The sequence below is a fragment of the Microbulbifer sediminum genome (assembly GCF_021729035.1).
Classification (GTDB): domain Bacteria; phylum Pseudomonadota; class Gammaproteobacteria; order Pseudomonadales; family Cellvibrionaceae; genus Microbulbifer; species Microbulbifer sediminum.
In genome coordinates this window covers 148,921-174,122 of the sequence record NZ_JAJSAP010000005.1, presented here as the reverse complement: position 1 = coordinate 174,122, position 25,202 = coordinate 148,921, and the positions used below count along the sequence as shown (strand labels likewise).

At 60.0% G+C, this 25,202-nt stretch carries 19 protein-coding genes and 1 pseudogene; 16 read left to right on the top strand and 4 right to left on the bottom strand.

Translation table 11 applies throughout. The features are described 5' to 3' along the window. Positions 1-88 precede the first annotated feature (88 nt). A complete protein-coding gene (locus LVD11_RS10085; RefSeq protein WP_237058621.1) occupies positions 89-2,071 on the bottom strand; it encodes a VacB/RNase II family 3'-5' exoribonuclease in 1,983 nt (660 codons plus the stop codon). Positions 2,072-2,375: 304 nt separating this feature from the next. On the opposite strand from LVD11_RS10085, the gene LVD11_RS10080 reads away from it, so the two are divergent. The 5 genes and pseudogenes from LVD11_RS10080 (at position 2,376) to LVD11_RS10060 (ending at position 9,574) form a co-directional block, all read left to right on the top strand. Then, the gene (locus tag LVD11_RS10080) at positions 2,376-3,452 is read left to right on the top strand and encodes a Glu/Leu/Phe/Val dehydrogenase dimerization domain-containing protein (protein ID WP_237058619.1); all 1,077 of its coding nucleotides are present in this window, start codon (positions 2,376-2,378) and stop codon (positions 3,450-3,452) included. A 368-nt stretch (positions 3,453-3,820) separates the two neighbouring features. Then, positions 3,821-6,655, top strand: coding sequence for a M16 family metallopeptidase (locus LVD11_RS10075; protein ID WP_237058617.1), 2,835 nt, complete (start codon positions 3,821-3,823; stop codon positions 6,653-6,655). A gap of 238 nt (positions 6,656-6,893) precedes the next feature. Beyond that, positions 6,894-7,817: pseudogene (gene rimK, locus LVD11_RS10070) on the top strand (30S ribosomal protein S6--L-glutamate ligase); the annotation flags it as partial. 15 nt (positions 7,818-7,832) lie between these two features. Beyond that, positions 7,833-8,114: a cation:proton antiporter regulatory subunit gene (locus LVD11_RS10065; RefSeq protein WP_439651289.1), complete on the top strand. Its 282-nt coding sequence runs from the start codon at positions 7,833-7,835 to the stop codon at positions 8,112-8,114. A gap of 128 nt (positions 8,115-8,242) precedes the next feature. Further along, positions 8,243-9,574 (top strand): mechanosensitive ion channel family protein, encoded by a 1,332-nt coding sequence (locus LVD11_RS10060; protein WP_237058615.1) that lies wholly within the window; start codon positions 8,243-8,245, stop codon positions 9,572-9,574. A gap of 112 nt (positions 9,575-9,686) precedes the next feature. Here LVD11_RS10060 and LVD11_RS10055 read toward each other — a convergent pair whose 3' ends face one another. Beyond that, positions 9,687-10,301, bottom strand: a complete 615-nt coding sequence (locus tag LVD11_RS10055; RefSeq protein WP_237058613.1) for a glutathione S-transferase family protein — start codon at positions 10,299-10,301, stop codon at positions 9,687-9,689. Positions 10,302-10,396: 95 nt separating this feature from the next. Here LVD11_RS10055 and LVD11_RS10050 point away from each other — a divergent pair, with 95 nt between their 5' ends. Together LVD11_RS10050 and LVD11_RS10045 are read left to right on the top strand one after the other, a co-directional pair. After that, positions 10,397-11,728 (top strand): metal-dependent hydrolase family protein, encoded by a 1,332-nt coding sequence (locus tag LVD11_RS10050; RefSeq protein WP_237058611.1) that lies wholly within the window; start codon positions 10,397-10,399, stop codon positions 11,726-11,728. Between the two features lie 103 nt (positions 11,729-11,831). Next, the gene (locus LVD11_RS10045) at positions 11,832-12,203 is read left to right on the top strand and encodes a hypothetical protein (protein WP_237058609.1); all 372 of its coding nucleotides are present in this window, start codon (positions 11,832-11,834) and stop codon (positions 12,201-12,203) included. Positions 12,204-12,291: 88 nt separating this feature from the next. On the opposite strand, the gene LVD11_RS10040 is transcribed toward LVD11_RS10045, so the two are convergent. Further along, the gene (locus LVD11_RS10040; protein WP_237058607.1) at positions 12,292-13,017 is read right to left on the bottom strand and encodes an SIMPL domain-containing protein; all 726 of its coding nucleotides are present in this window, start codon (positions 13,015-13,017) and stop codon (positions 12,292-12,294) included. 62 nt (positions 13,018-13,079) lie between these two features. After that, a complete protein-coding gene (locus LVD11_RS10035; RefSeq protein WP_237058597.1) occupies positions 13,080-14,255 on the bottom strand; it encodes an aminotransferase class V-fold PLP-dependent enzyme in 1,176 nt (391 codons plus the stop codon). A gap of 224 nt (positions 14,256-14,479) precedes the next feature. On the opposite strand from LVD11_RS10035, the gene LVD11_RS10030 reads away from it, so the two are divergent. The 9 genes from LVD11_RS10030 (at position 14,480) to iadA (ending at position 25,202) form a co-directional block, all read left to right on the top strand. Further along, the gene (locus LVD11_RS10030; protein WP_237058595.1) at positions 14,480-14,920 is read left to right on the top strand and encodes a VOC family protein; all 441 of its coding nucleotides are present in this window, start codon (positions 14,480-14,482) and stop codon (positions 14,918-14,920) included. Positions 14,921-15,278: 358 nt separating this feature from the next. Next, complete coding sequence (locus tag LVD11_RS10025; protein ID WP_237058593.1) at positions 15,279-16,385, top strand: hypothetical protein; 1,107 nt, start codon at positions 15,279-15,281, stop codon at positions 16,383-16,385. After that, positions 16,382-17,053 carry a GntR family transcriptional regulator gene (locus tag LVD11_RS10020; RefSeq protein WP_237058591.1) on the top strand — a complete coding sequence of 224 codons (672 nt, stop codon included), beginning with the start codon at positions 16,382-16,384 and terminating at the stop codon, positions 17,051-17,053. Before LVD11_RS10025 ends, LVD11_RS10020 begins: the two co-directional genes overlap by 4 nt. 6 nt (positions 17,054-17,059) lie before the next feature. After that, positions 17,060-17,368: a DUF6122 family protein gene (locus LVD11_RS10015; protein WP_237058589.1), complete on the top strand. Its 309-nt coding sequence runs from the start codon at positions 17,060-17,062 to the stop codon at positions 17,366-17,368. A 251-nt stretch (positions 17,369-17,619) separates the two neighbouring features. Next, on the top strand, positions 17,620-17,865 hold the full coding sequence (locus LVD11_RS10010) for a hypothetical protein (RefSeq protein ID WP_237058587.1): 246 nt from the start codon (positions 17,620-17,622) through the stop codon (positions 17,863-17,865). A gap of 96 nt (positions 17,866-17,961) precedes the next feature. Further along, positions 17,962-18,996, top strand: a complete 1,035-nt coding sequence (locus tag LVD11_RS10005) for a cyanophycinase (protein ID WP_237058585.1) — start codon at positions 17,962-17,964, stop codon at positions 18,994-18,996. Between the two features lie 618 nt (positions 18,997-19,614). Further along, the gene (locus tag LVD11_RS10000; RefSeq protein ID WP_237058583.1) at positions 19,615-22,419 is read left to right on the top strand and encodes a TonB-dependent receptor plug domain-containing protein; all 2,805 of its coding nucleotides are present in this window, start codon (positions 19,615-19,617) and stop codon (positions 22,417-22,419) included. A 76-nt stretch (positions 22,420-22,495) separates the two neighbouring features. Continuing rightward, the gene (gene yfcC / locus LVD11_RS09995) at positions 22,496-24,013 is read left to right on the top strand and encodes a putative basic amino acid antiporter YfcC (RefSeq protein WP_237058581.1); all 1,518 of its coding nucleotides are present in this window, start codon (positions 22,496-22,498) and stop codon (positions 24,011-24,013) included. 16 nt (positions 24,014-24,029) lie between these two features. Next, positions 24,030-25,202 (top strand): beta-aspartyl-peptidase, encoded by a 1,173-nt coding sequence (gene iadA, locus LVD11_RS09990; RefSeq protein ID WP_237058579.1) that lies wholly within the window; start codon positions 24,030-24,032, stop codon positions 25,200-25,202.

Below are 25,202 nucleotides of genomic sequence, written 5' to 3'. Positions count from 1 at the left end.
CCCGGCCCGGGAAATTGCGGGGCAATTATAAGATTGGAGGCGGGAGAGTGACAGCCAGGCGCGCCCCCTGGAGGGGCGCGCCGGTGTATTACTCGTCCGCAGCAGAGGTGGCAGCGGCAGTGGCCACCGGGGTGCCGCCGCCGACGATCTCCAGGGCGATGCGACGCTTGTCGACGTCGACACTGCCGATCTTCACCGTCACTGGCTGCTCTAACCGGTAGGAGAGGTCATTGTGGGCCAGGGTCAGGTGCTTGCCATCGAAGTCCGGCAGGTTTTTCTTGTCGGTGTTCAGCCGCACAAAGCCATCGATGCCGAAGTCGTCCAGGCGAACACCCAGGCCGGCACCATTGACCAGCGTGACCCTGCCGGTAAATTCCCGGCCCACCTTATCCTGCATAAACTGGCAGTAAAGCCATTGCTCCAGGGCACGGTTGGCCTGGCGGCCGCGGAGCAGGCTGTCCTGCAGTGCCGCGATCTTGTCGTCGTCCAGCGCCTCTCCCTGCTGTCCCGCGGCGGCAGCCTGCAGCACCCGGTGGTTGTGCAGGTCGTTGTACTTGCGGATCGGTGAGGTAACCGTGGCGTACGCCTCCAGGCCCAGGCCCAGGTGTGCGCCCGGCGTATTGGCCAGCTGGCCCGGGCGCAACATACGCTTGAGCACTGCCAGCAGGTTCTGCATCTGCGGCTCGTCGTGGGTCTCCAGGTACTTCACCAGTGCCAGGTAGTTGTCCAGCTGGTGCAGGTCTTTTTCCGCATGCTCCGGCAGCAGTTCCTTGAGCAGGCTTTTGACTTCACCCATACGCTCATCGCGGAAGCCCAGATGCACCGAGAAACAGCCCTGCTGTAGGGTGGCGAGCTCAGCACCCATGGCGATGTTAGTGGCCAGCATGGCTTCTTCGACCATGCGCTGGGCCACATTGCGCTCGCGCTTTTCGATGCGCGCAATCTTGCGCTTGTCATCGAGGTGGATGTCGTAATCCGGGCGGTCCTCCATGATCAGTGAGTGGCTTGCGCGGTAATTTGCGCGTACCTCACTGAGGGCAGCCAGGTTGCGGAGACTTTCCTGCTGGTCCTCGGGCACAGCGTCGTTGTCACCCTCGATAAAGCGGCTCACGCTGTCATAACTCAACTTGTGCCGGGAGCGGATGGCCGCGAACTGGTAGCGGCTGTTGCCGATACTGCCATCCCCGTTGACATCAACGTGCAGGACCAGTGCCGGGCGCAATTCACCAGGCAGGAGGGAAAAGGCGTCTTCGCACAACTCGCGGGGCAGCATGGGGAGTGTCTCGCCAGGCAGGTACTGGCTGTGGGCGCGCTCGAAGGCTTCCCGGTCCAGGGGGCTACCCGGTTCAATCAGGCTCGATGGGTCGGCCACGGCAATATGCAGCGTCCAGCCATCATCGCGCGCGGAGACGGCAATGGCATCGTCCATGTCGCGGGTGGACTCGGCATCAATAGTGGCAAATCCCTGTCCGGAGAGGTCCTCGCGCCCGGCGGCGACGCCGGCAAGTTTCTCCCTGATCTCCCGGACCTGTTTCAGGGCGGTGTCACTGAACTTTTCCGGCAGCCGGTGCTGGGCCACCACAAAGGCGTGCTCGATACCCGGCATTTCCGGCTTGCCGATCACTTCCTGCACCCTGGCCTGGGCCTTGCCGTCCTTGAACGGGTGGCGGGTTACCTTGCAGGCGATAAACTCACCCGGGGTGGCCTTGCCGCGGGCCTTCGGAGGCAGGAAGATCCAGCGGGTCAGGCCGTTCTGGCTGGGCTGGATAAAATGTCCCTGGCCGCGCTGGACGTACTGTCCGACGAGGTAATCCAGTTCACTCTCGAGCAGGGCGTCCAGTTCGGCGGACAGCTTGCCCTTGTCCTCTTCAGTGAGGCTCACCCGCACCCGGTCACCGGGGAACACGCGTTCCATTTCGGGGGGCGGGAGAAAGGCCTCGCGCCCGTCGTCAAGTACGACAAAACCGAATTTGCCGTTGCTGCCGCGGACCCGGCCCTCGGCAAACTCCTTGGTGGAGCGGATATCGGTTTTCAGTTGGTTCAGTTGCTTGAGGGCATCCGGGTTCAGCATGCGGGAGGTCTCTACACGGGTCGATTTGGGCGCGGATTCTACCAGACAGAAATTGCGGAACCAGTTTAAACCCTTCACCGGGGCCCGGCGGTAAATGACCGGGAAGCCACCTGCAGTCCATTGTGACCCTGCGTCCTAATATAAGGCATATAGGATGATAAATTAGCCCTAAGGGCACCTGTTTGTGCAAAGATTGCAAACTCTATATCCTGATCATAGATATAATCTTACCTTCAAATAAAAACGCACAAAGGGCTGTGGTTGTTCCCCAGCTGTAGAACCGGTCTCCGGAGAGGAACACAAAATGAGCATATTCTCCCATCCCGCCTACGATAAGCACGAACAAGTGGCTTTTTACCAGGATGCCAAAAGCGGACTGAAGGCGATTATTGCGGTGCACAACACCAATCTGGGACCCTCACTGGGCGGTTGCCGCATGTGGCCTTACGCCGATGACGGTGAGGCGCTGGAGGACGTACTGCGCCTGTCCCGTGGCATGACCTACAAGTCTGCCATGGCCGGGCTCAAGCTGGGTGGTGGCAAGTCCGTGATCATCGGTGACCCGCGCAAGGAAAAGACGCCGGAATTGCTGCGCGCCATGGGTGAGTTCATCAATACCCTGGGCGGCCGTTACATCACCGCTGAAGATTCCGGCACCAGTGTTGCCGACATGAAGGTGATCGGCGAGACCACGAAATTCGTTTCCGGCCTGATCGAGGGCTCCGAGACCGGCGGCGATCCGTCTCCCTCTACCGCTTACGGTGTATTTGTGGGCCTGAAGGCCACCGCCAAGCATCGCTGGGGGCGCGACGACCTGCAGGGCCTGAAGGTGTCCATCCAGGGCGTGGGCAATGTGGGCTTCCGCCTGGCGAAACTTCTGAAAGAGGCTGGTGCCGAGATCTATGTAACGGATATTTTCCAGGACAATATCGACCGTGCTGTCAGCGAGCTGGGAGCCACGGCCGTGGGCTCCGATGAGATTTTTGACCTGGATGTCGACCTGTTCGCTCCCTGTGCCATGGGAGCCATCCTTAACGATGACACCATTGCGCGACTGAAGGTCGGTGCCATTGCCGGCGCAGCCAATAACCAGCTGGCCGAAGAGCGTCACGCCCAGGCACTGCGTGAGAAAGGTATCCTCTACGCACCGGATTACGTTATTAATGCCGGCGGCATTATCGACGTCTACTACCAGCAGCAGGGTGACTACAACCCGGCGCAGGTAAAGGAGCACATTGAGCGTATCGGCGACACCATGCAGGAAATTTTTCAGCGTGCTGAGGAAACCGGTGAAACCACCGCGCATGTGGCAGACCGGATAGCCGAAGAGCGTTTCGGGCACGAGGATGCAGTAAAAAAAACTGACTCTGCAGCAGCCTGATCCCGGCGCACCAGACCCCGCCAGTAACAGTAGTGGCGGGGCAGGTGCCTGAAAGTTTTCTCCCTCTGGCGATGTATCGTCGCGAAGTCCAACTGAAGTATTTCCCGGGCGCTGGTGCGCCCGGTTTTTTATCCGCCCTCCCTTGATCTGTTTCGCCTTTCTTTCCCCGGGCCTGCTTTCCGTCAGGTGACGGTAGTCGGTCGATTTGCCCGGCCTGTAAAGCAATTTGTTGCCTAAACTATCCTTTCCTGGCTCCTGGCTCCTGGCTCCTGGCTCCTGGCTCCTGGCTCCTGGCTCCTGGCTCCTGGCTCCTGGCGCCTGCGCCAGTGCGGGCAGAATAACGGCGACCTCTAGCGGGGAATTCATTCATGTACTTGCGTTTAGCTTTTTTCTCGATCGTCCTTTGGGCATTACTGTCCTGTGGCTGCGGAGCGCCCGAGCAGTCACGGCAGAATGGTGAGGGTGAACACCGCGCCCTGACGGTGGACAAGGAGGCCGCTGCCAGCAGCCGTGCGGCGGCGGCAAAAAAGGAAGCCTATGTCGAAGTGCCCGATATTGAGATTCCTTTCCACAGGGAAAAGCTTGCCAACGGCCTGACCGTGATCGTGCATGAGGATCACAAGGCGCCGGTAGTGGCCGTCAATATCTGGTACAAGGTGGGCTCGAAGGATGAGAAACCCGGTAAAACCGGGTTTGCGCACCTGTTCGAACACCTGATGTTCAATGGATCGGAAAACTACCCGGGGGAATACTTCGAGCCGTTCCAGCGCTCCGGCGCCACCGATATGAATGGCACCACCAACAATGATCGCACCAACTATTTTGAAACTGTGCCGGTGGGCGCGCTGGATATGGCACTGTGGATGGAGTCCGATCGAATGGGGCATTTCCAGGGGGCCATCAGCCAGGAAAAGCTGGATGAACAACGTGGCGTGGTGAAAAACGAGAAGCGCCAGGGAGAGAATGCGCCCTATGGCAGGGCGTTTGAAATCATTGCCGAAAGTACCTTTCCCCCGCATCACCCATATTCCTGGACCACCATCGGTTCCATGGACGATCTGGACAATGCCAGCCTGGAGGATGTGAAGCAGTGGTTTACGGAGTATTACCAGCCCGCCAACGCCATCCTGGTGATCGCCGGTGACATCACGGTTGAGGACGCTATGGCCAGGGCGCGGAAATACTTCGGCGACATTCCCAGCACCTCGGTGCCCCCGCGGCTGGTGAGTTGGGAGCTGCCGGTGCAACCCGAAAAGCGCGAGGTAATGACTGACCAGGTTCCACAGGCACGGATCTACAAAGTCTGGAACGTGCCCGGGCTCGGGAGCGATGAGGAAAACGCACTTGACCTGATGACCTCGTTGCTGGCCAACCGCAATAACTCCCTGCTATACCGGCGACTGGTACGGGAGGAGCAGGTTGCTACCAGTGTCAGTGCGTACTATTTTGGCCGCCAGCTCGCTGGCCAGCTCTTTATCGTTGTCGACGTCAAGCCGGGGCAACCCGTGGAAAAAGTCGAGCAACTGCTCGAGGAAGAGTTGCGACAGTTTGCCGGGGGCGGGGTCAGTGTCGCTGAGCTGCGCCGCATCAAGCAGAGTGAGTTTGCCGGGCTGGTCAAGGGACTGGAAAAGATCGGTGGTTTTGGTGGCAAGAGCGATATCCTGGCGCGCTCCGAGTTCTACTATGGCGATCCCGGCGCGCTGATCACCGGACTGGAGGATTACTCCCGGGTATCGGCGCTGGAGGTCCAGGACGTCGCGGAGCGCTGGCTGACACCTGAGAATTACACCCTGGTCATCAAGCCGGAGGAGGAATACCGAACGACCAGCGAGGGAGCGGATCGCAGTGCCCTGCCGCCGGTAGACAAGACGGTGGCGCTGGAGTTGCCGCCGCAGAAGGCGTTCACACTCGACAATGGCCTGCGGGTAGTGCTGGCCGAGCGCCATGATACCCCGGCCGTTTTCATGAACCTGCAATTCCGCAGTGGCGCGGCGGCGGACGGCGACAAGCCGGGCCTCGCTTCCGTGGCCGCCCGTATGCTCAGTGAGGGGGCGGGCAAATACGACAGCCTCGCATTCAGCAGCCGGCAGGAAGAGCTGGGAGCAAGTGTCAGCGCCAGCAGTGGACTGGATTACAACAGTATCAATTTCAGCGCGCTGACCACTCAGCTTGAGCCATCCCTGGACCTGCTGGCCGAGGTCATCAAGAAACCTCTGTTCCCGGAAGGGGACCTGGCGCGGGTAAAGTCAAACCGCATCGATGCCATCGCCCAGGAAAAAGCGCAGCCACAGGGGCTCGCCCTGCGCGAACTGCCACCGCTGCTCTACGGTGGCGGGCATCCCTATGGTGCGCCGCTGACCGGTTCCGGAACCGTGGAGGGGATCCGGTCGCTGACCCGCGACGACCTGGTAAAGTTCCACAATACCTGGGTGCGCCCGGATAACGCCGTGCTGACGGTGGTGGGGGACGTAAACGCAGAAGACCTGAAGTCGAAGCTTGATGGCGCCCTGAAGGGCTGGAAGGCGCCGGATACGGAGCTGCCACAGATCGAGGTCGCGACGGTGGAGCGCCCTCCACGCCCCCGTGTATACCTGCTGGACCGGCCGGGTGCCGAGCAGAGCTACATCCTCGCGGGGCTGGTGGTGCCCCCGTGGCAGCCCGAAGGTGCCGAGGCTTTCGATGCGATGGCCAGTGTAATTGCCGGCAAGTTTACCTCGCGGGTGAATATGAACCTGCGGGAGGACAAGCACTGGTCCTACGGGGCGAGGGCGGTTTCGCTGGATACGGAAGGACAGCGGCCCTATTTGTTGTTTGCCCCGGTGCAGACCGACAAAACGGCCCAGGCCATCACCGAGCTGCTCAGGGAGTACAACCTGTTCCTGGGGGAGAAGCCGGTAACGGACGAGGAGCTGGCAGACTACCGGGATGACGAAGTGCTGAAACAGAGCGCGCGCTTCCAGACCAAGGGGCAGCTGTTATCCAGCATTGCCTGGCAGGTGGAAAAAGGCCTGCCGCCGGAGTACCTCGCCGACTACCCGCAGCGGGTATCCGCGTTGACGCGTACGGATGTCATGCAGGCGGCGGAAAATTTCCTGGCCCCTGACCAGTTTACCTGGGTGATTGTGGGCGACCTGGACAAGATCCGGGAGGATATCGAGGCGCTGGATGTCGGCCCGGTGACCGTCTTGCCCGGGGAAACCTGAATCCGGCTGTTGAGAGCCCGATATTGGCGTTTCCTCCGTTTTCTACTAGGCTGGAATGTATTTCCCGTCGGGTGCGCTGATCTGTGCGGCGTACCCGGCAGGGGATGCCAGAGTTCAAAAATAATCCGTTGCTGTCGCCACGCGGGGATTGCCCGCGATACCTGTACAATCTATTCGCCCGACCTCGTCCGGTCCCGGCTGGTGCGCCCGCCTGGCCGAAAAATAAAAGGTGATGCCCATGAAGCTTGCGATCCTGTCCCGTTCACCCAAATGCTATAGCTCCATGCGCCTGCAGGAAGCCGCCCAGAAGCGCGGACATGAGGTGCAGGTGCTTGACACAATCAAGTTTGCCATCGACCTGCAGCGCGGAGCACCGGATCTGTACTACCGGCAGAAACAGATCGCTGATTTTGATGCCGTCCTGCCGCGTATCGGGGCGTCGATCACCTACTACGGCACGGCGGTGGTGCGACAGTTTCAGGAGATGGATGTTTTCTGCGCAAACACCGCCCACGGAATCAATAACTCCCGCGATAAACTGCGCAGCCTGCAGTTACTCAGTCGCCATTATGTGGGCATTCCCCGCACGACGTTCGTACATGACAAGAAGGACGTGCTGCCTGCTATCGAGCGGGTGGGTGGAGCGCCGGTGGTGATCAAGCTGATCGAGGGCACCCAGGGCATAGGCGTGCTACTGGCCGATACCGTCAAGCAGGCAGAGGCCATTATCGAACTGTTACAGGCACAAAAGCAGAACGTGCTGATCCAAAAGTTTGTCGCCGAGAGCAAGGGGCGGGATATCCGCGCCTTTGTGGTGGGCGATCGCGTGGTTGCGGCCATGCGTCGGGTGGCACAGGGGCAGGAATTCCGCAGCAACGTCCATCGTGGGGGCCTGGCCGAGGCGGTGGAGCTGCCCGAGGAATATATCGAAACCGCCGTTCGCGCCACGCAGATCATGGGCCTGCAGGTGGCCGGCGTGGATATGCTGGAGGGCGCGAATGGTCCGCAGATCATGGAGGTGAATTCGTCGCCCGGTCTGGAAGGCATTGAGACCTGTACCGGGCTCGATGTGGCCGGGGCCGTGATTGAGTATATTGCCGCCCAGGTGGACTTTCCCGAGATCGACGTGCGCCAGCGCCTTACCGTCAGTAAGGGCTACGGTGTCAGTGAGATCTATGTGCCGGAGGGTTCCAAGTTTGTGGGCCGGACCATCGCCGACATTCGTACGGAAGAGCATGATATCAATGTCCTGACCCTTTACCGGGGCCGCAAGGTGATCCCCAACCCCAAAGCCACACGGGAGCTGGAGGCCAACGACAAGCTCCTTTGCTTCGGCAAGCTGGAGGTCATGCGTGACATGATCCCGGCCAAGACCCGACGCCGGCGCCAGCCGGATATCACCAGCCTCCCGGATGACGCGGTTACCGTTGCGGACACGGAAGCGGAATCGGCCGACTGACCTGGCCGGGTGGAGCACCGCCATGTGCGATAAAGGGGCGTGGTGCTATACCCCTGCGCCGGTTACAGTGTTTTAATGGTTTCAGGCGGGTCTACAGGGCGATACCCGGAAACTGTCCGGTGACGGATATGGATACCAAGGAATTGCTGCAACAGTTGTCAGAGCGGACGAGTGCGCTGCTCGCCTCCACCAGTGAGGTAACTGTACTGAGCCAGATCGGCATCATTGTGCTGATCTACGGGCTCGCTTTCCTGGTTACCCATCGCTTGCAAAGCTATATCCCCACGCTCGCCCGCCCGCCGGAATATCCCGAGATGCATCCCCTGCGGATGCTGGCCTATCGCTTCGGCAGGCTGCTTTTTCCCCTGTTGGCCATCCTGTTGCTGAAAATTTCGGTCGCCTTTATTCCGATGGTGATCGGCCAGAGCTGGGTGGTTCAGGCTGCGCTGGCTATTGCGATTATCCTGCTGTTCAATTCCTTTGTACGGGTGGTGGTCACCAACCCGGTGGCGGCCCATATATTCCGCTGGGTCGGGATGCCGATCCTGTTTCTCTACGTCATCGGGGTGCTGGACGATATTGTGCAGGTCCTGGATGCCATGGCGCTCCAGATTGGCAATATCCGGCTTTCTGCCTACGGCATTGTCCGCACGGTGATTTTCGGCTCATTGCTGTTCTGGCTGGGACGGGTATCGAACTCTACCGGCCAGAACATCATTCGCAAGCAGGAGACCCTGGACTTCCGCACCCGTGAAGTTGCGGCAAAGCTGTTTGAGATCGGCCTGTTTACCCTGATCGCGTTGCTCATCCTGCAACTGATGGGGATCAACCTGACGGCGCTGGCGGTCTTTGGTGGCGCCGTCGGGGTGGGCGTCGGCTTTGGCTTGCAGACGATTGCCTCTAACTTTATTTCCGGCATCATCATTCTCGTGGATCGCTCGGTGACGGTGGGCGACTATATCGAGCTGGAGGACGGGCGCACCGGAGTGGTGACGAGACTGAACATGCGCTCTACCACCCTGGAGACATTTGATGGCAAGGATATCGTGGTACCAAACGAAAAGTTTGTCTCCAACTCCTTTATCAACTGGACACACAAAAACAAGAAGCAGCGTTACCGTGTGGACTTCTCTGTCAGTTACCGGACCAATATCCGCGAGATGGTGGAGATCATCAAACGTGCAGTGGCAGCCCATCCACAGGTACTGAGTGGCGACCACCTCCCCATTGAGGAGCGCCCTGACTGTGAGATTGACAGTTTCGGAGATAACGGCGTCAATATGTTCGTGGAATTCTGGATGGAAGGGATCGATGATGGTCGCAATCGTGTCGGTGGCGACCTGCTGTTGATCATTTTTGAGACGTTACAGCAGCATGGTATCGAGATTCCCTTCCCGCAGCGTGACGTGCGGGTTCTCAGCACCCCGGCCAGCACAACCGCGGACGCCGTGCCGGGGTAGTGCCTGGCACGGGGGATGCGAGCGCGACCATGCTGGGCGAAGCCGGCGTACGTTTGAGCTGTGACTCCCGTGCGTGGCAGGAAGATCCGCAAGAGGTCGCTGGCCGGGGCTGTCAGGCCCGTGCGCTGGGTCGCTCGCTCAATTCATCCCGCCAGCGTTCCAGATGCGGGTGCTGTTCCGCCGACGGGCGCAGGTTGACGACCTTGCCGAAATCCAGGGCACACAGCATGCTGATATCCGCCACCGAGAAATAATCCCCGGCCAGGAAGCGGTTGTTTTCCAGGTGTTGGTCCAGCTGCTCAAAAAACGCTCGCGCCTTGCTGCCGCAGTCCTCACCATAGTCCGGGAAGGTGTTCATGCGGTCGGCAAAGAAGCCGGTGGTGTGCTGGAAGCACATACCCACGTTGAACATCAGGTTAAACTCCGCCCGTCGTACCCACATCTCAACCACGGCTTTCTCATGGGGATCGCGGCCGAACAGCGGCTTTTCGGGGTGCAGTTCCTCGAAGTAGCGTTTGATGGCAACGGACTCGGCGATGGCTGTCCCGTCCTGTAGCTCCAGAACCGGCACCTTGCCATTGAAGTCCTTGCGCCGGTACTCATCTGTTCGATTCTCGCCACGGGCAATGTCCACAGGCACGAACTCCACATCTTCGATGCCTTTTTCTGCCAGGAACATGCGCACCCGTCGGCAGTTGGGGGCCTGAGCATATTCATAGATTCTCATCAGCTGTTTCTCTCCGCTTAGGGAATAGGGTAGATTGTGCGCCTAGAGGAAGCACAACAATAACCGAGGCTAAGCCAGTCCGAGAAGGGGTAGCAATGACCACAATGACCAATCGGGGAATCTTTCGTATTCGCGCCGCGACTCTGGCGGCGGCGTTACTGGCGTCCATTTGCGCCGCGCCGGCGGTGGCCGAATCCCTGGCGATCTTCGCCGGACAGATGTTCGACAGTGAATCCGGGAATATGCTGGAAAACCGGACGATCCATGTCGTCGACGGACGCATTGAGTCTGTACAGAAGGGCTTTGCCAAGCGGGACCGGGAGCAGCTGGTGGATTTGCGGGGATATACCGTTTTGCCGGGGCTGATGGATATGCACACGCACCTGGTGACAGAGTTCGGTCCGCGCACCTACGTCGAGCGATATACCTGGAATCCGGCGGATTATGCCTTGCGCGGGGTGGATACGGCCCGCCGTACACTGATGGCCGGGTTTACGACTGTGCGTGACCTGGGCGATACCGATAATGTGACTGTGAGCCTGCGTAAGGCCATAGGCCAGGGCACGATTGATGGTCCGCGTATCTTCACCGCTGGCAAGTCGATTGCCACTACCGGCGGGCACGCGGACCCAACCAATGGTTATCGGATGGAGCTGATGGGGCAACCTGGCCCGATTGATGGCGTGGTCAACGGTGTGGCGAGTGCCCGTGAAGCCGTCCGCCAGCGCTACAAGGATGGTGCCGACCTGATCAAGATCACTGCTACGGGCGGTGTGTTAAGTGTGGCGAAGAGTGGCCAGAACCCGCAGTTCATGAAGGATGAGCTGGAAGCGGTTGTATCCACCGCGAAGGATTACGGATTTACCGTGGCGGTCCACGCGCACGGCAAGGAGGGAATGGAGCGGGCGATTCGCGCAGGTGTTGACTCCATCGAGCACGGTACCTATATGGATGGTGAGACCATTGAGCTGATGAAGCGCAATGGTACCTGGTATGTTCCCACGCTGCTGGCGGGTGACTGGGTTACGGAGAAGTCGCGGGTTGAGGGCTTTTTCCCGGAGATTGTGCGCACCAAGGCGGCCACCATCGGCCCACTGATCAAGGAGACATTTGCCGAGGCCTACCGGCGCGGGGTCAAGATTGCCTTCGGTACGGACAGCGGCGTCAGCCGCCACGGTGACAACGCGCAGGAGTTTGCACTGATGGTGGATGCCGGTATGACCCCCGCCGATGCCCTGCGCAGTGCCACCTGGAATGCAGCCGAACTACTGCATATGCAAGACCAGTTGGGCAGTATCAGTGCCGGCAAGCACGCCGATATCATCGCCGTTGCGGGCAATCCGCTTGAAGACATTACCCAGTTGCAGCGGGTCCGGTTTATTATGAAAGGCGGCAAGATCTATCGGCAGCCGCCACAGCCCCGCTGAGGTAGTTGGTATGCAATGCTCCGGGCGCCGGCTCTCATCATGGTTTGCAAGCGTATCCCCGAGGGTGGCCTTTGTACTTCTGCTCTTGCTCCAGGTCCAATCGGTGTGGGGGAATGCAGGTGACGAGTACATCAGCAAGTCCCTGGTCGGAACCTGGCGTGGGTCATACGTCCACATGGAGGGGCGGCTCTATGTTTACGGGGAAAAAAGCTATAAAGCCGACGGGTCTGCTCAGGGCTATATCAGTTACGTCGTTCTCCAGGACGACGGGAATATGACTGAGGTGGAGCGGGTGACCTATTCCAGCAACTGGCGGGTGGAGCAGGGCATACTGGTGATCACCGATGCCCGTTATTCCGATGGCGAGTACATCAAGGAAATGCGAGATCAGATCCTATCCATTGATACGGATTCCGCGACCTTTCGCAGCCTCGAGGATGATAGCCGGTTTGAGCGTTTCCGGGTCCGGGACTGACCGGTGCAAGGGGATGGTTTTGGGGCCGGAGACAGTGCTGCCGTGGCGGGGCGCGGGCCGGGGACGACCCGCGCAGACGCTGAAACGCTCAGTTCTGTAACTCGAAGACGAGTTCCAGGTTGACCGATACTGTGGTTTCGCCCGGGGCGACTGGTGTGCGGGCATCCGCTGAAGCCATCTCTGCTCGCATCATCGGGCGCGGTGCGCCGACATTGCCGCCCTCGGAAATGCTGACAATGCGGGCCACTTTCATGCCCAGGGATTCCGCATAGGACGCCGCGCGCTCCCGAGCCTGTTCCAGGGCCTTGCCGCGGGCCTCGGCCAGCAGTGGCTCCGGCTCGCCAATGGAAAAGCTGGGCCCGTAAATATTGTTCGCCCCGGCCTCGGCCATACTGTCGAGGACATTCCCCAGGTCGTCAATCTCACGCACAGTGATGCGTACGGTGTTACGGGCCATGTAGCCGGTGATCTGGCGATTGGGACCCTCGCTGTTGGGGCGGGATGTGTAGCGCGGGGTCAGGCTGATACCGCTGGTCTGCACGTCTTTTTTGTCGATGCCGGTCTTCTCAATGGCCTTGATCAGTTTTTCCATCTGTTCGGCGTTGGCCTGCATGGCCCGCTGGCTTTCTGCCGCCTCGGTGACCACGCCAGCAGAGATGTCGGCCACGTCGGGAACCTTGCTCGCCTCACCCCGGGCCGAAATGGACACCAGGGTGCCGCTGGGTTTTCCCTCGCCGCCGTTTCCGCAGCCGGCGCCGAACAGGATCAGGCCTGCAACGAGGCCGCCGGAGATTAACTTCATCATTTTCTGCATGGCGTTTTCCTTACTTTTCCATGGATTCATATCAGAACAGTCAGTTGTAATTGTTGTGTCTGTTAGCTGAACACGCGCTGAAATGTTTCATTTTCGTCCTGGTAGATGGCAAAGCCCAGCCTCAGCAGCTGCTGTCGGCGGTCACACAGCACGCCGCGTGTGAGCAGCTCCTCCTGCAGTTGCCTGGCACGTTGTGCCGTTGTGCAATCAAAGGTGAAGAAGTGCCCATGCCCCCGCTCCAGGTCGTGGTAAATCAGGTTCTGCCGATTCAGGAGCGGGTGGCCGGCGCTGTCCATGGTCGCCAGGAATTGCTGCTGGCGACCCCGGACGTATTCATGGATTTTTTCCACCGTGATGCCTTCCCGCTCGAACAGCTCGAGGATGGCCACAGCCTTGTAGAGCGTGGAGTAATCCATCGTGGAGCCGGCGAAACGCAGCCAGTTATCTGCGAACCCGACCTGGTCAGCCCGGTTTTCCAGTTCGGCCATATCCGCAAACCAGCCGGTGTACAGTGGGCGCAGGGTGCAGCCCGCAGGAATACTCATGAAACACAGGCCCTCACCGGCCCCCTGGTACTTATAGGAACCGGCGGTATAGAAAACCTTGTCCGCTATCTCTCCCAGGTCGGTGGGGCGGGCGAAGTAGCCGTGATAACCGTCGATGACAAACTCGGTGCGCTCCGGCTTGCGCCCGGCGATCCCGGCCAGGTCGGGGAAGGCGATGCCGGAATCGAAGAATACCTGGCTGGCATAGGCCAGTTCGTAATGCCCGTGGTGCAGTTCCTGCTCGAATCGCTCGGCAAGGGTGTCGTAGGGCTCCTTGTGTATCCGGGTAACCTCGACATTGGCCTCTTCCTCGAGACGCTGCAGCTGGCGGGTGAAACTGTAAAACTCCCCGTCCGTGGTCAGGATGCGCAGGGGACGGGAAAGGTCGAAGGCGCTGATCAGGCGGAAAACCAGTTCGTGGGTATTGGGTGCCAGGGCGATCCGGTCCGGCGCCGGCAAGTTGAGGACGCGGGCGACCGCTGCCTGCCAGGCGGGAATCTTCTGCTCAAAAATTGGCCCCCACTTGCTGTCCGCCAGGCGGGCGGAGTCCTGCCAGTACTGCTGAACCGCTTCCAGGGTGATGTCCGGCCAGTAGTGGTGGGAGTGGCAGGCCATGTGGAGCGGTGCTTTGGCGCCGCTGGCGGCGCTTTCTGCAGCGCCCTGCAGGAATTGACGATAATACTTTTGATACATCTGGCTCTGGCGTCCGTAATCTTGAACCTTTATTTTACTGCCCGATTGTAGCCGGTTTGGCCCTGCGCAGATATGCACCCATTAGTGCAGCGGCGGCGTTTATGCCTGTATATCTGCGCGATTGCCGTTCACAATTGGCACCGTGCTCGTTCCGGCTTTCCGGTGCGAGCAATATTTGACCGGGTCACCCGACCAACCAAGCCTACCGTCAGAGGAGTTATACGATGGAATACCTGCATACCATGGTCCGGGTAGCGGACCTCGAGGAATCCCTCAAGTTCTACTGCGAGAAGCTGGGCCTGCAGGAGATCAGCCGTGTCGACAATGACAAGGGGCGCTTTACCCTGGTATTCCTGGCCGCGCCCGGGGATGCGGAGAGCGCGCGGGAGAACAAGGCCCCACTGGTGGAACTGACCCATAACTGGGACCCGGAAACCTACACCGGTGGCCGGAACTTTGGCCATCTGGCGTACCGTGTGGATAATATCTACGCCATCTGCCAGCGACTGATGGACGAGGGAGTCACCATCAACCGCCCACCGCGGGACGGTCATATGGCATTCGTGCGCTCACCGGACGGTATCTCGATCGAGCTGCTGCAAAAGGGGGAGGCACTGGAGCCGGAGGAGCCCTGGGCGTCAATGGAAAACACCGGCACCTGGTAAGAGTGAACGGGAAGCTATTGCGCTTGGCATCCCGGCCGGTGGCAGTGCTCGGAATCCTCATGTGCCTTGTGCACACTCCGGTTACTGCGCGCTGGCACCGACCAACCTGCCGGCGCTCATGACGCTTCCCGAGTCACTCTTCGCCTCGAGGAAGGCAGTTGGTTGACTGCGCCGCCAGTGGCAGTGCCCGGAATGCTCTTGTACTCGAGTACATTCCGCTTCCTGTGTGCTGGCACAGGCAGCCTGCCAGCCCCGCGACGATGGTTCGAGTAGGGCGGAGCGGTGGAGCACCGCAAAGTGTCAATACAGCCCGTGATTGGGGCCTGAAGGCGGGCCCGATCTGAATTTGGATAATGTAGTGAAGAAAAGATCCTGCGTAATACTGGCTGGGGCGGAAGCTGCCCGGCGGGTCCGGGAAGAGGGCCTGCGCCAGGAACAGATTTCGACCCTGGTGGGCGCCTCTGGGGGGCCCAAGTGGCTGGTGATCAGCCAGCTGGACCGGGTGCTGATGGGGGAGTTCTTCCGCGACCGGAAGGAGCCCATCGCTACGGTAGGCTCGTCTATCGGCAGTTTTCGCAACATGTGTTATGCCATGGCGCGGCCACTGGAGGCCCTGGAAGCGCTGGAATATGGATACGTCAACCAGGTGTACGATTCCGGCAAGCCCACCCCGGCGGAGATCACCACCACCGCCGGGAAGATACTGCAGGATGTCCTGGGGGAAGAGGGCGCTGCCCAGGTCGCGGCCAACCGGACCTGGCAGAGTCACTTTGTGACCGTCCGTGGCCGTGGGCCGCTCGCCAGTGAGCGCCGCGCGGTACTGGCCCCGGCGCTGCTGGCCTCGGCCCTGGCCAATGCTTTTTCCCGTCGCAGCCTGAGCGCGTTCTGGGATCGCGTCGTATTTCACGCTGGCGATACCCCGGCGGTGCATTTCGACAGCCTGCGCACGGTCAATATTCCTCTGTCGGCCGGGAATGTCCGTTCGTCGGTGCTGGCCAGTGGTTCGATCCCGCTGGTGATGGCGGGCGTGCAGAACCCGGAGGGCGCACCGCTCGGTAACTACCGGGACGGTGGCATCACTGATTACCACTTTGACCTGCGATTCCGCCATCCCGAGGGGGTGGCGCTGTATCCACACTTTTTCCCCTACATGGTTCCCGGCTGGTTCGACAAGAGCCTGAGCTGGCGTTGGGTAAAGGGTGGTGCCATGCAAAATACCCTGTTGGTGGCACCTTCGCCGGCCTTTGTGGCTTCACTGCCGCACGGTAAAATCCCGGATCGTGACGATTTTTACCAGTTTTCAACCGCGGAACGATTGCAGTACTGGAACGCCGTAGTCGATGCCAGCCGGCGGGTTGCCGAGGATTTTTTCGAGATGTGGCAACAGGGCACGCTCGCTGAGCATATGATCGAAGTCGGGCGTGATGATGTCCTGCACAAACTGGATCGGGTAAGTGCGGCATGAGTGAACAGCAGGATTTCAGCGCACCCCAGGAGGAATACCGCACAACCCAGGAGCGGGTCTATTTCCAGGTGCGCGACGCCATCCTCCGCGGCCGCTTCCTGCCGGGCCATGCCATTACGATCCGCGGCCTGGCGGCGGAGCTGGATTGCAGCCCCATGCCAGTGCGTGAGGCACTGCGTCGCCTGACTTCAGAGCGGGCGCTGGAACTCTCGGATACCCGCCGGGTAACCGTGCCCACCATGACCCCGGAAAAACTGGCAGAAATCTGCGCTGCGCGCGTTGCACTGGAATGCCAGGCGGCCGAGCAGGCACTGCCGTACGTGGGGACCGAGGAGCTGGAGCAGTTGCGCAGGCTGGATGGCCGGGTGACCGACGCACTGGCAGAAAAAGACATTGAAGAATACGTCACGGCCAACCTGGAATTCCATTTCACCCTTTACCGGCTCGGGCGGCCACATATCATCCTCTCCCTGATCGAGAGCCTCTGGCTGCAGACTGCCCCACTGCAGCACCTGGTGTTCCAGCGCTTTGGTGTACAGGAGCTGCCCGATCGCCACCAGGACCTGCTGGAGGCAATAGCCTCGAAAGATCCGGAGCTGGTGCGCACAGCCATTCGCCAGGATATCGAGGAAGGTCTCGGTTCCCTCTCCGCAGAAGAATTATTGTAGGATTTCATGTACGGATTTATTCATATTGCCCTTCATGTAGTGGTGCCGATCGCACTGGCCTGGCTGCTTTTTCGCGATGACTGGCTGAAAGCGGCGCTGATCATGCTGGCGGCAAACCTGGTCGACCTGGATCATCTGTTTGTGCCGGCGGCTTCAGGCCCGGTCCAGTGCGCCATAAACTCTTACCCGTTGCACACCATGCTGCCTATCTCCCTCATGGGTGCACTGCTGTTCCTGCCCTGGAAGTCCGTGCGCATGCTCGGGGTGGGACTGGTGACGCATATGCTGATTGATGGGGCTGGTTGCGGTATTTAACCTGCGGTCCGCAATTGAGCTGTTCATCAGCGGGTGGACATTGCGCATGCACAGTTTGTGGGAAATAGTCGTGTAAATGCACTGAAATATTGCGCAACTTTCTTTGCAAATGTTCGCATTGCGCCCGGACTTGACGTTTTTAGCCGCTGCGAACTGGCTCCGCAATTTGCCGATGACAAAGCCGTTACTCTTTGACGATATAACAATAACCGCCCGGTTGCATCCGAGCGCAATACGTCAAGGAGAACACAATGCCCGGCAAGCTCGCGTTACTCTTTTCAACATTATTCCTGAGTCACGGTGCCCTGGCCTGTATCACGCAGGAATCCGAATCCAATGATGCCGAGTCCGAGGCAGACGGACCCGTCTGCTCAAGCCAGCAGGTGGCCGGGGATATCGGCAACCGTCGCGACCAGGACTGGTTTTACTTCAATGTCGATCACGCGGCCACCCTCGATATCAGCCTGAGTCATGCCGGTAGTGATGATTTTGACTGATACCTCTACGATCCACAGCAGCAGCTCTATGCCGCGGAGACCGGGGATAACCCGGAAAGTGCTCCCGTTTCTGTTGGTGGCGCGGGGCTGTACACATTGAAGGTCACCCAGTACAGCGGTCGCGGATCCTATAGTCTGTCAGTCGCCGGGATTCCGTCCTCCGGTGGGGGTGACGGCGGCAATTGCAATCTCGGCGCCCGGCCCGGCAAGCCCGGCGGCCTCACCACTTACCTTACCGGTAATCCGGATGATACCTGTGTGGAGCTCGTCCCCAATGGCGGGGGGCTGCTGGTCATGGGCGGAGGTACCGATGTGGACGTGGCGTTTGAGCGACGCGTCAAGCCAGTGTTTGGCGGTGGCGATGTTGTGGTCCTGCGGACTTCCGGTAGTGATGGCTATAACGACTATCTCTACAACCTGCTGGGGGCCGACTCGGTCGAAACCCTGATGGTTGACCGCGCCCAGTACACAGATGACGCGTATGTACTCTGGGCCCTGCAGTCCGCCGAGTTTATCTGGCTGGCCGGTGGTGACCAGTCCGACTACCTCAACCAGTGGCAGGGAACCCCGGTGCAGCAGGCGCTGGATGAGGCCCTTGCCCGGGGTGCCGTGCTGGGTGGTACCTCCGCCGGAGCGGCGGTGCAATCCGAGTATATCTACGATCCCGACGGGACTAACGGCGCCTACTCCCCGGAGGCTGTGACCGACCTCTGCCACGAGTACACCAACATCTCGACGGATTTCCTGACCACCGCCACGATGGAGAATGTACTGGTCGATTCCCACTTTGCAGAGCGGGATCGTATGGGGCGCCTGATGGCCTTTATGGCCGGCCTGCCGGTGGGCATCCGTGGTATAGGTGTGGACGAGCAGACCTCGATCTTCTTTGCCAGCGATGGCACAGGGGTGGTCGATGGTAGCGGCAATGTCTATGTGCTGGCCGAGGACGGCTCGACTTCCCGTACCCAGGCGACCTGTGGATTGCCGGTTATCTATGAGAACGTACTGCGTTACCAGCTCTCCGAGTCCGACCAGTACAACATACTGACTGGGGCGACATCGGTTGCGCCTGTCAGGATTGGCATCGACGGCAGCAAGACCGACTTCTATATCAAGCAGCCATACCAGTAACCGCGGTTGTCCCCTGTGCGGCGGGGCCGGGGCGGGGAGAGATTCCCGCCCCGGCTTGTTTGTGGGAAATTTTCCCCTGCCCGCATCGTTTGATGGGTGCCTGTTTTGTAATCGATGGCTGCAGAAAATTCTGTTTGGTGGGGGGGGTACACCGGTCTTCCCTGCATGCCAATAAAGGCTTTACAGCATTTTTTCACCGTGATAAAAAATCGGTGAAGTTCGTTGGATAACAACAAGCAACCACTTCCAAAGAAAAAGCACTATGAACACAAGCAACGTGGTATCCATTGCTGCCATCCAGTGCTGCTCCGCCAACTACCACCTTAGCGAGTGGTTTGACGAGTAGCTTCCACGCATCGGCCTGACCGTGCGCTTGACCCTGTTTTGATAGGACAAAGTTGAGCGTGCCGCCGAGCACAGGGAAGCTATAAGTCGGTTCTCTTTTTCCCGCCTTATATCGCCAACAGTATCCCGCATTATCGGTATGTCTCCGGCATGCTGACCTGTGTGCGCAACCGGGCCGCCGGCGTTTGCCTGTGGGCATTGCTTGCCCTCAATAAGCACATTCGAAATCCAGGATAAGAAGGGCCCCGGAGCCTGAATACAGAGGGAATCCAAATGAATAAGAGAACCCATCTTTACAAAGCCATTCGCCTGGCGGTCGGTTGTTCTCTGGTTGCCGGCAGTGCGTTCGCGCAGGACTTGCCCAACCCCGCTGGTGAAGCCGTGGAAGAGATCACCGTCACCGGTAGTCACATCAAGGGGCTCGATACCGGGAGCGCGGTGCAGGTTGTGCAGATCAACCGTGACGATATCGAGGCATCCGGCGCGACCTCCGCAATCGAGATTCTGCAGGAGCTGACGCAGACCGGTGGTGGCTCCGGCACCTTCTCCACGGCGACGGGTGGGCCACTTTCCAGCAATACGCCGGTGGGGGCTGCAGGTGTTTCCCTGCGCGGCCTGGGCAGTTCGGCAACACTGGTACTGGTAAACGGCCGTCGTGTATCTGTCAGTTCTTTCGCCAAGGGGCAGGAATCTTTTGTCGACGTAAACTCCATTCCCCTGTCTGCCATTGAGCGCGTCGAAGTCCTACCCAGCGGTGCGGCTGCAACATACGGCGCCGATGCGGTTGCCGGTGTGGTTAATTTCGTGCTCCGTGATGATTTTGAAGGCAGTGAAGTCAGTATCACCCACGGTAACTCCACCGCCAGTACAGATGAGGGCAAGTACAACCTGAACTGGATCTGGGGGCGCACCGGCGAGCGCAGCCACAGCATGGTGGTGGTGGACCTGTTCAAGCGCAATGCACTCTACGACCGCGACCGGGATATTTCTGCCAATTCTGTTCGCCCCAGCCAGCAGGGGGTTTATCCCAGCTTCAATGACCTGTTCTGGATGGCGTATGACCAGACCGAGGGACCCGCAGCCGGTGGCTGTCCTGAGGATCAATTCAAGTTCGGTGACTTTGGTGACTACTGTGAATTCAATACCAACGCCGTTGCCGCCACCCAGGACGACTACCAGAGTGGCAGCGTGGTGGCGACTTTCAATTATGACCTGAGCGATAACCTGGAATGGTTCAACAATGTCATGTTCCAGACCAGCGAGGCGAAAGGCACCAGTTCCCCGGCCAACTTCAGCCGCGCGCCTTTCGATCCGGAAAGCCCGCTGTGGCCTGGTGCGCTGCAGGCAGATATTGTCGAGGAGGGATCGTTTGAGGGGGCCCAGGATTTCAGTGATTTCTACGGTTTCCCGGTTTATGCCTGGGGCAAGTTCCCGGATGCCCGTGCGGTCGAGGTGGAGAGCCAGTCGGTGCGTTTCCTCACCGGCCTGCGCGGTGAGCTGAACAACTGGGACTGGGAGGTTGCGGCGAATATTGGTCGCAACGAGAACGAACAGCGTGGTATCTCGGGCCTCTACAATACAGAGGCTTTCTACAACGCTTCCCTGGGCAACCTGTGTACCGACGGCACGGTAGTCAGTCGGTGGGACGTGGATCTTGTCCGGCCAGGTGCAAGCTACGGTACCGGGGAGACCTGTGAAGACCTGGGCAAGACCACAGCCTGGTATAACCCGTTTGGGGGCCAGGGCGACCAGGTGGATGCCATCGCTGACTTTGTGCGCACTGATGCCGCGCGCAGTGGCGAGTCCAACCTGTACGCCATCGATGGCAATTTCTCCGGTGACCTGTTCGATCTGCCGGCCGGTACGGTCAAGGTCGCCGTGGGCGCCGAGTTCCGTCGCGAAACCGTGAAAGACACCCCGTCGGGGGAGGCGGTTTCCACCACAATGAACCCGGAGCCGATCCTTGGCTTCAGTTCCACTTCGGCCGATGCCGAGCGCGACCAGTGGGCAGTCTATATGGAACAGTCGATTCCCCTGACGGCGACCACCGAAATGCAGCTGGCCATGCGCTATGACTACTACGACAGCTTTGGTGGCGATTTCAATCCAAAGGTCGCCATGCGCCAGTCACTCCTTGGCGATAAAGTCGTTTTGCGCGGTAACTGGTCGACTTCCTTCCGGGCGCCCTCCCTGGCACAGGTGGGTGCCGGCACCCTGCTGAGCAGCTACACCGTGGACTGCACGATGACCCCGGGTGCCTGTGGCGGAGCGAACAATGAAGACGGCGAGTTCCTGTTCTCGGAAGAAGTCAGCAATGACAACCTGAAGCCGGAGGAGGCGACCACCTGGGGTGCCGGCGTACTCCTTAAACCGTTTGCGGATACCGAGCTGAGCATCGACTACTGGAATATCGAGCACGAGAACCTGATCGGTGTCGAGGAGGACGACTTTATCCTGCGGGCACTGGCCGGTGAGTTTGCCGTGGTGGGAGAGGGCGAGCTGGCTACTGGCACCCCGGGCCTGGAGGTTGCCAACGGTTATGTGGTGGATGCCCACTTCCAGCTCACCAACCTGGGCCTGCAGGAAACCAGTGGTGTGGATATGGCATTCACCCAGTACCTGGATACCGACAGCCTGGGCAGCTTCCGCTTCACCCTCGATACTACCTACCTGGCCGAGTTTGACCGTTACCCCTCGGACGCCCTGGGCGAAGTGAGTGAGGCCGGGGAATACCGGTACCCGCGCTGGCTGGCCAATGCCAGGGTGCGCTGGATGAACGAGCAGTGGTCTGCCTCGCTGGGCGCGCGCTACACCCACAGCTACGCTGACGACCCCACCTTCCGGATATTGGAGGCGGCGGGCCTGCCCGAGGGTGCCGAAGTCGAGGTGGATGCCTGGACGGTACTGGATGCCAGTGTTGGCCGCGATTTCGAGAACGGCAGCTGGCTCAGCCTGCGCGTCAATAACCTGACCGACAAGGAGCCCCCCCTGGTCCTGGGTACCGGTGCCAATGTGGATCACGTCAACCACAGTTCCATGGGCCGCTTCGTCACCCTGAGCTACGGCCACGCGTTTTAATCGAGCCGGATACCACCGCCCCCCACAGGGGTGCGGTGGCTGTTAACCAGTATAAAAACCAACTTGGTGTACCCCTATGCAAGCTTCTGCCCCTGAAGTCGAACGGCAAGGCGCCGATGAGGTGGTCGCAGAGCCCAAATGGGCAATGCCGGATACCTACCTGATCTTGTTGTGCGTGGCACTGGTCGCATTTGCCCTCAACTTCCTGATCCCGGCCGGCACTTACGAGACCATTGTGCAGACGGTCAACGGTGTCGAACGCAAGGTGATCGACCCGGCCACTTACCAGCAGGCGACGGATGCGCCGCAGGGTATGGCCGTATTTGCAGAAGGCGGAGAGATCGGCCTGCTGAATTTCGCCTTCGAGGGGATGGTCTCGGGCAGCAAGTGGGGCGCCTCGATCGGGGTTTTCGCCTTTATCCTGCTGACCGGCGGCGCTTTCGGGCTGATTTTTGCCAGTGGCTCGGTGGAGCGCGGGTTGTTCCAGGTCATCGCCCGCAACCGCGAGGCCGGGCATCTCTACCTGGGCATCCTGTGTGTGCTCTTTTCCCTGGGTGGGGCAGTATTCGGCATGGGGGAAGAGGTCATTCCCTTTACGCTGATCGTGGTGCCACTGCTGGTGACCATGGGGTATGACAGTATCACCGCACTGCTGGTGACATACGTCGCCACCCAGGTGGGCTTCGCTACCTCGTGGATGAATCCCTTTGGTGTCAGTATTGCCCAGGGTATTGCCGATGTGCCGCTGATGTCCGGCAGTGGGCCCCGCATGGCGATCTGGTTTGTCGCCACCTGCCTGCTTGCGGGCTACACGCTCTTCTACGCACGCCGTATCCAGCGCGACCCTGAGTCGTCCCTGGCACATGATTCGGATGCGGTATTCCGCCGGAAGCAGCAGTCGGCGGAATCCCTGCAGACCATGGTCCGCGGCGACGGCTGGATCCTGTTGCTGTTCGCGGCGGGTATCGCCTGGATGATCTGGGGCGTGGTGGAGCGCAGTTATTTCCTGCCGGAAATCGCCAGCCAGTTTTTCACCATGGGGATTGTGATTGCGATTGTCGCCATCGCCTTCGGGCTCAATGGCCTGACGGCGAATAAGGCGGCGGCTGCATTCAAGGAGGGTGCCCAGCAGCTATTGCCGGCAGCCATGGTGGTAGCGCTGGCCAAGGGCATCGTGTTGCTGCTGGGGGGAGACGATCCCAACGGGGCCAGTGTCCTGAATACCCTGCTGCACTGGGCGGGCCAGGGGCTGGCCGATGTCTCCGGCGCGGTCTCCGCCTGGTTCATGCTGGTTTTCCAGACGGTTTTCAATTTCTTTATTACATCCGGTTCAGGGCAGGCAGCCCTGACTATGCCGATCATGGCGCCGCTGGCGGACGTGGTGGGGGTTACCCGCCAGACCGCGGTACTGGCCTTCCAGCTGGGTGACGGTTTCACCAATATTATCGTGCCGACTTCGGCCGCCCTGATGGGTTGCCTGGGGGCGGCCCGGCTGGACTGGGGCCTCTGGCTTCGCTTCGTGTTGCCGTTGTGGACGGGCCTGTTCCTGTTTGCCTCCCTGTCAGTACTTGTCGCCGCCCTGGCCGGCTTCTGAGCAGTAAACAATTGATATGTCACAAATAACACTGATAAAAAACGCCCACGTCTTCGCCCCGCGGGATTTTGGAATCTGCGATGTGCTGGTGGCCGGGGACAGGATTGCGAAGATCGACCACAACCTCGCCCTGCCGGAAAATATCGGCCAGGTGGTGGATGCGGACGGGGCCTGGTTGTTGCCGGGGCTGGTCGATTCCCTGGTCCATATCAGCGGCGGTGGGGGTGAGGGCGGCTTTGCCTCCCGCACGCCAGAACTGGACCCGCGGGAGGCCTTTGCCTCCGGGGTGACCACCGTGATCGGCGTGCTGGGCACCGATGCCACCACGCGCACCCTGAATGAACTGTACGGCAAGGCCCGGGCCCTGGATGCCCAGGGACTGTCCTGCTATATGCACAGTGGTTCATACCAGTTCCCGGTCAATACCCTTACCGGCAGTGTCCGTACCGACATCATGCTGGTGGACAATATTATTGGCGTGGGCGAGCTGGCCATTTCCGATCATCGCTCTTCTCACCCGTCCACGGCTGAGCTGTTGCGGGTCGCCTCCGATGCCCGGGTCGCGGGCCTGCTGAGCGGCAAGAGCGGGGTCATCAGCATCCATGTGGGTGGCTGTGACGGCCGCCTGCAGCCGCTCTTCGATGCGGTCAGCAATTCGGATATCCCGATCAGCCAGTTTTACCCTACCCATATCAATCGCAACGAGAACCTGCTGCAGCACGGCGTCGAGTTTGCCCAGGCGGGTGGCTTTATCGATTTCACCACATCCACTACGCCGGAAATCCTGGCGTCGGGCGAGCTGCGCGCAAGCCGTGCGTTGCGGGTGGCGCTGGAGTCCGGTGCACCGGAGGACCGCCTGACATTCTCTTCCGATGCCCAGGGCTCGATGACCAACTTCTGTGACAACGGCACCCTGCAGGATATCGAGGTGGGATCGGTGGGGAGCCTGTTCGATGAGTTCCGTCGTGCGGTACAGGCAGAGGGGGTCGACTTCGTCAGGGCGCTGCAGGCGGTTACCTCGAACCCGGCCAGGGTGCTGGGGCTGCGCCGCAAGGGGGGTATTGGCGAGGGGCTCGATGCTGACCTGAGCCTGGTGGATCCCGAAAGCTTCACGATCCGCCATGTGATGGCAAAAGGGCGCTGGCAGTATTTCGACAGCCAGTTGCAGTTCCGGGGTGCTTTTGCCTGA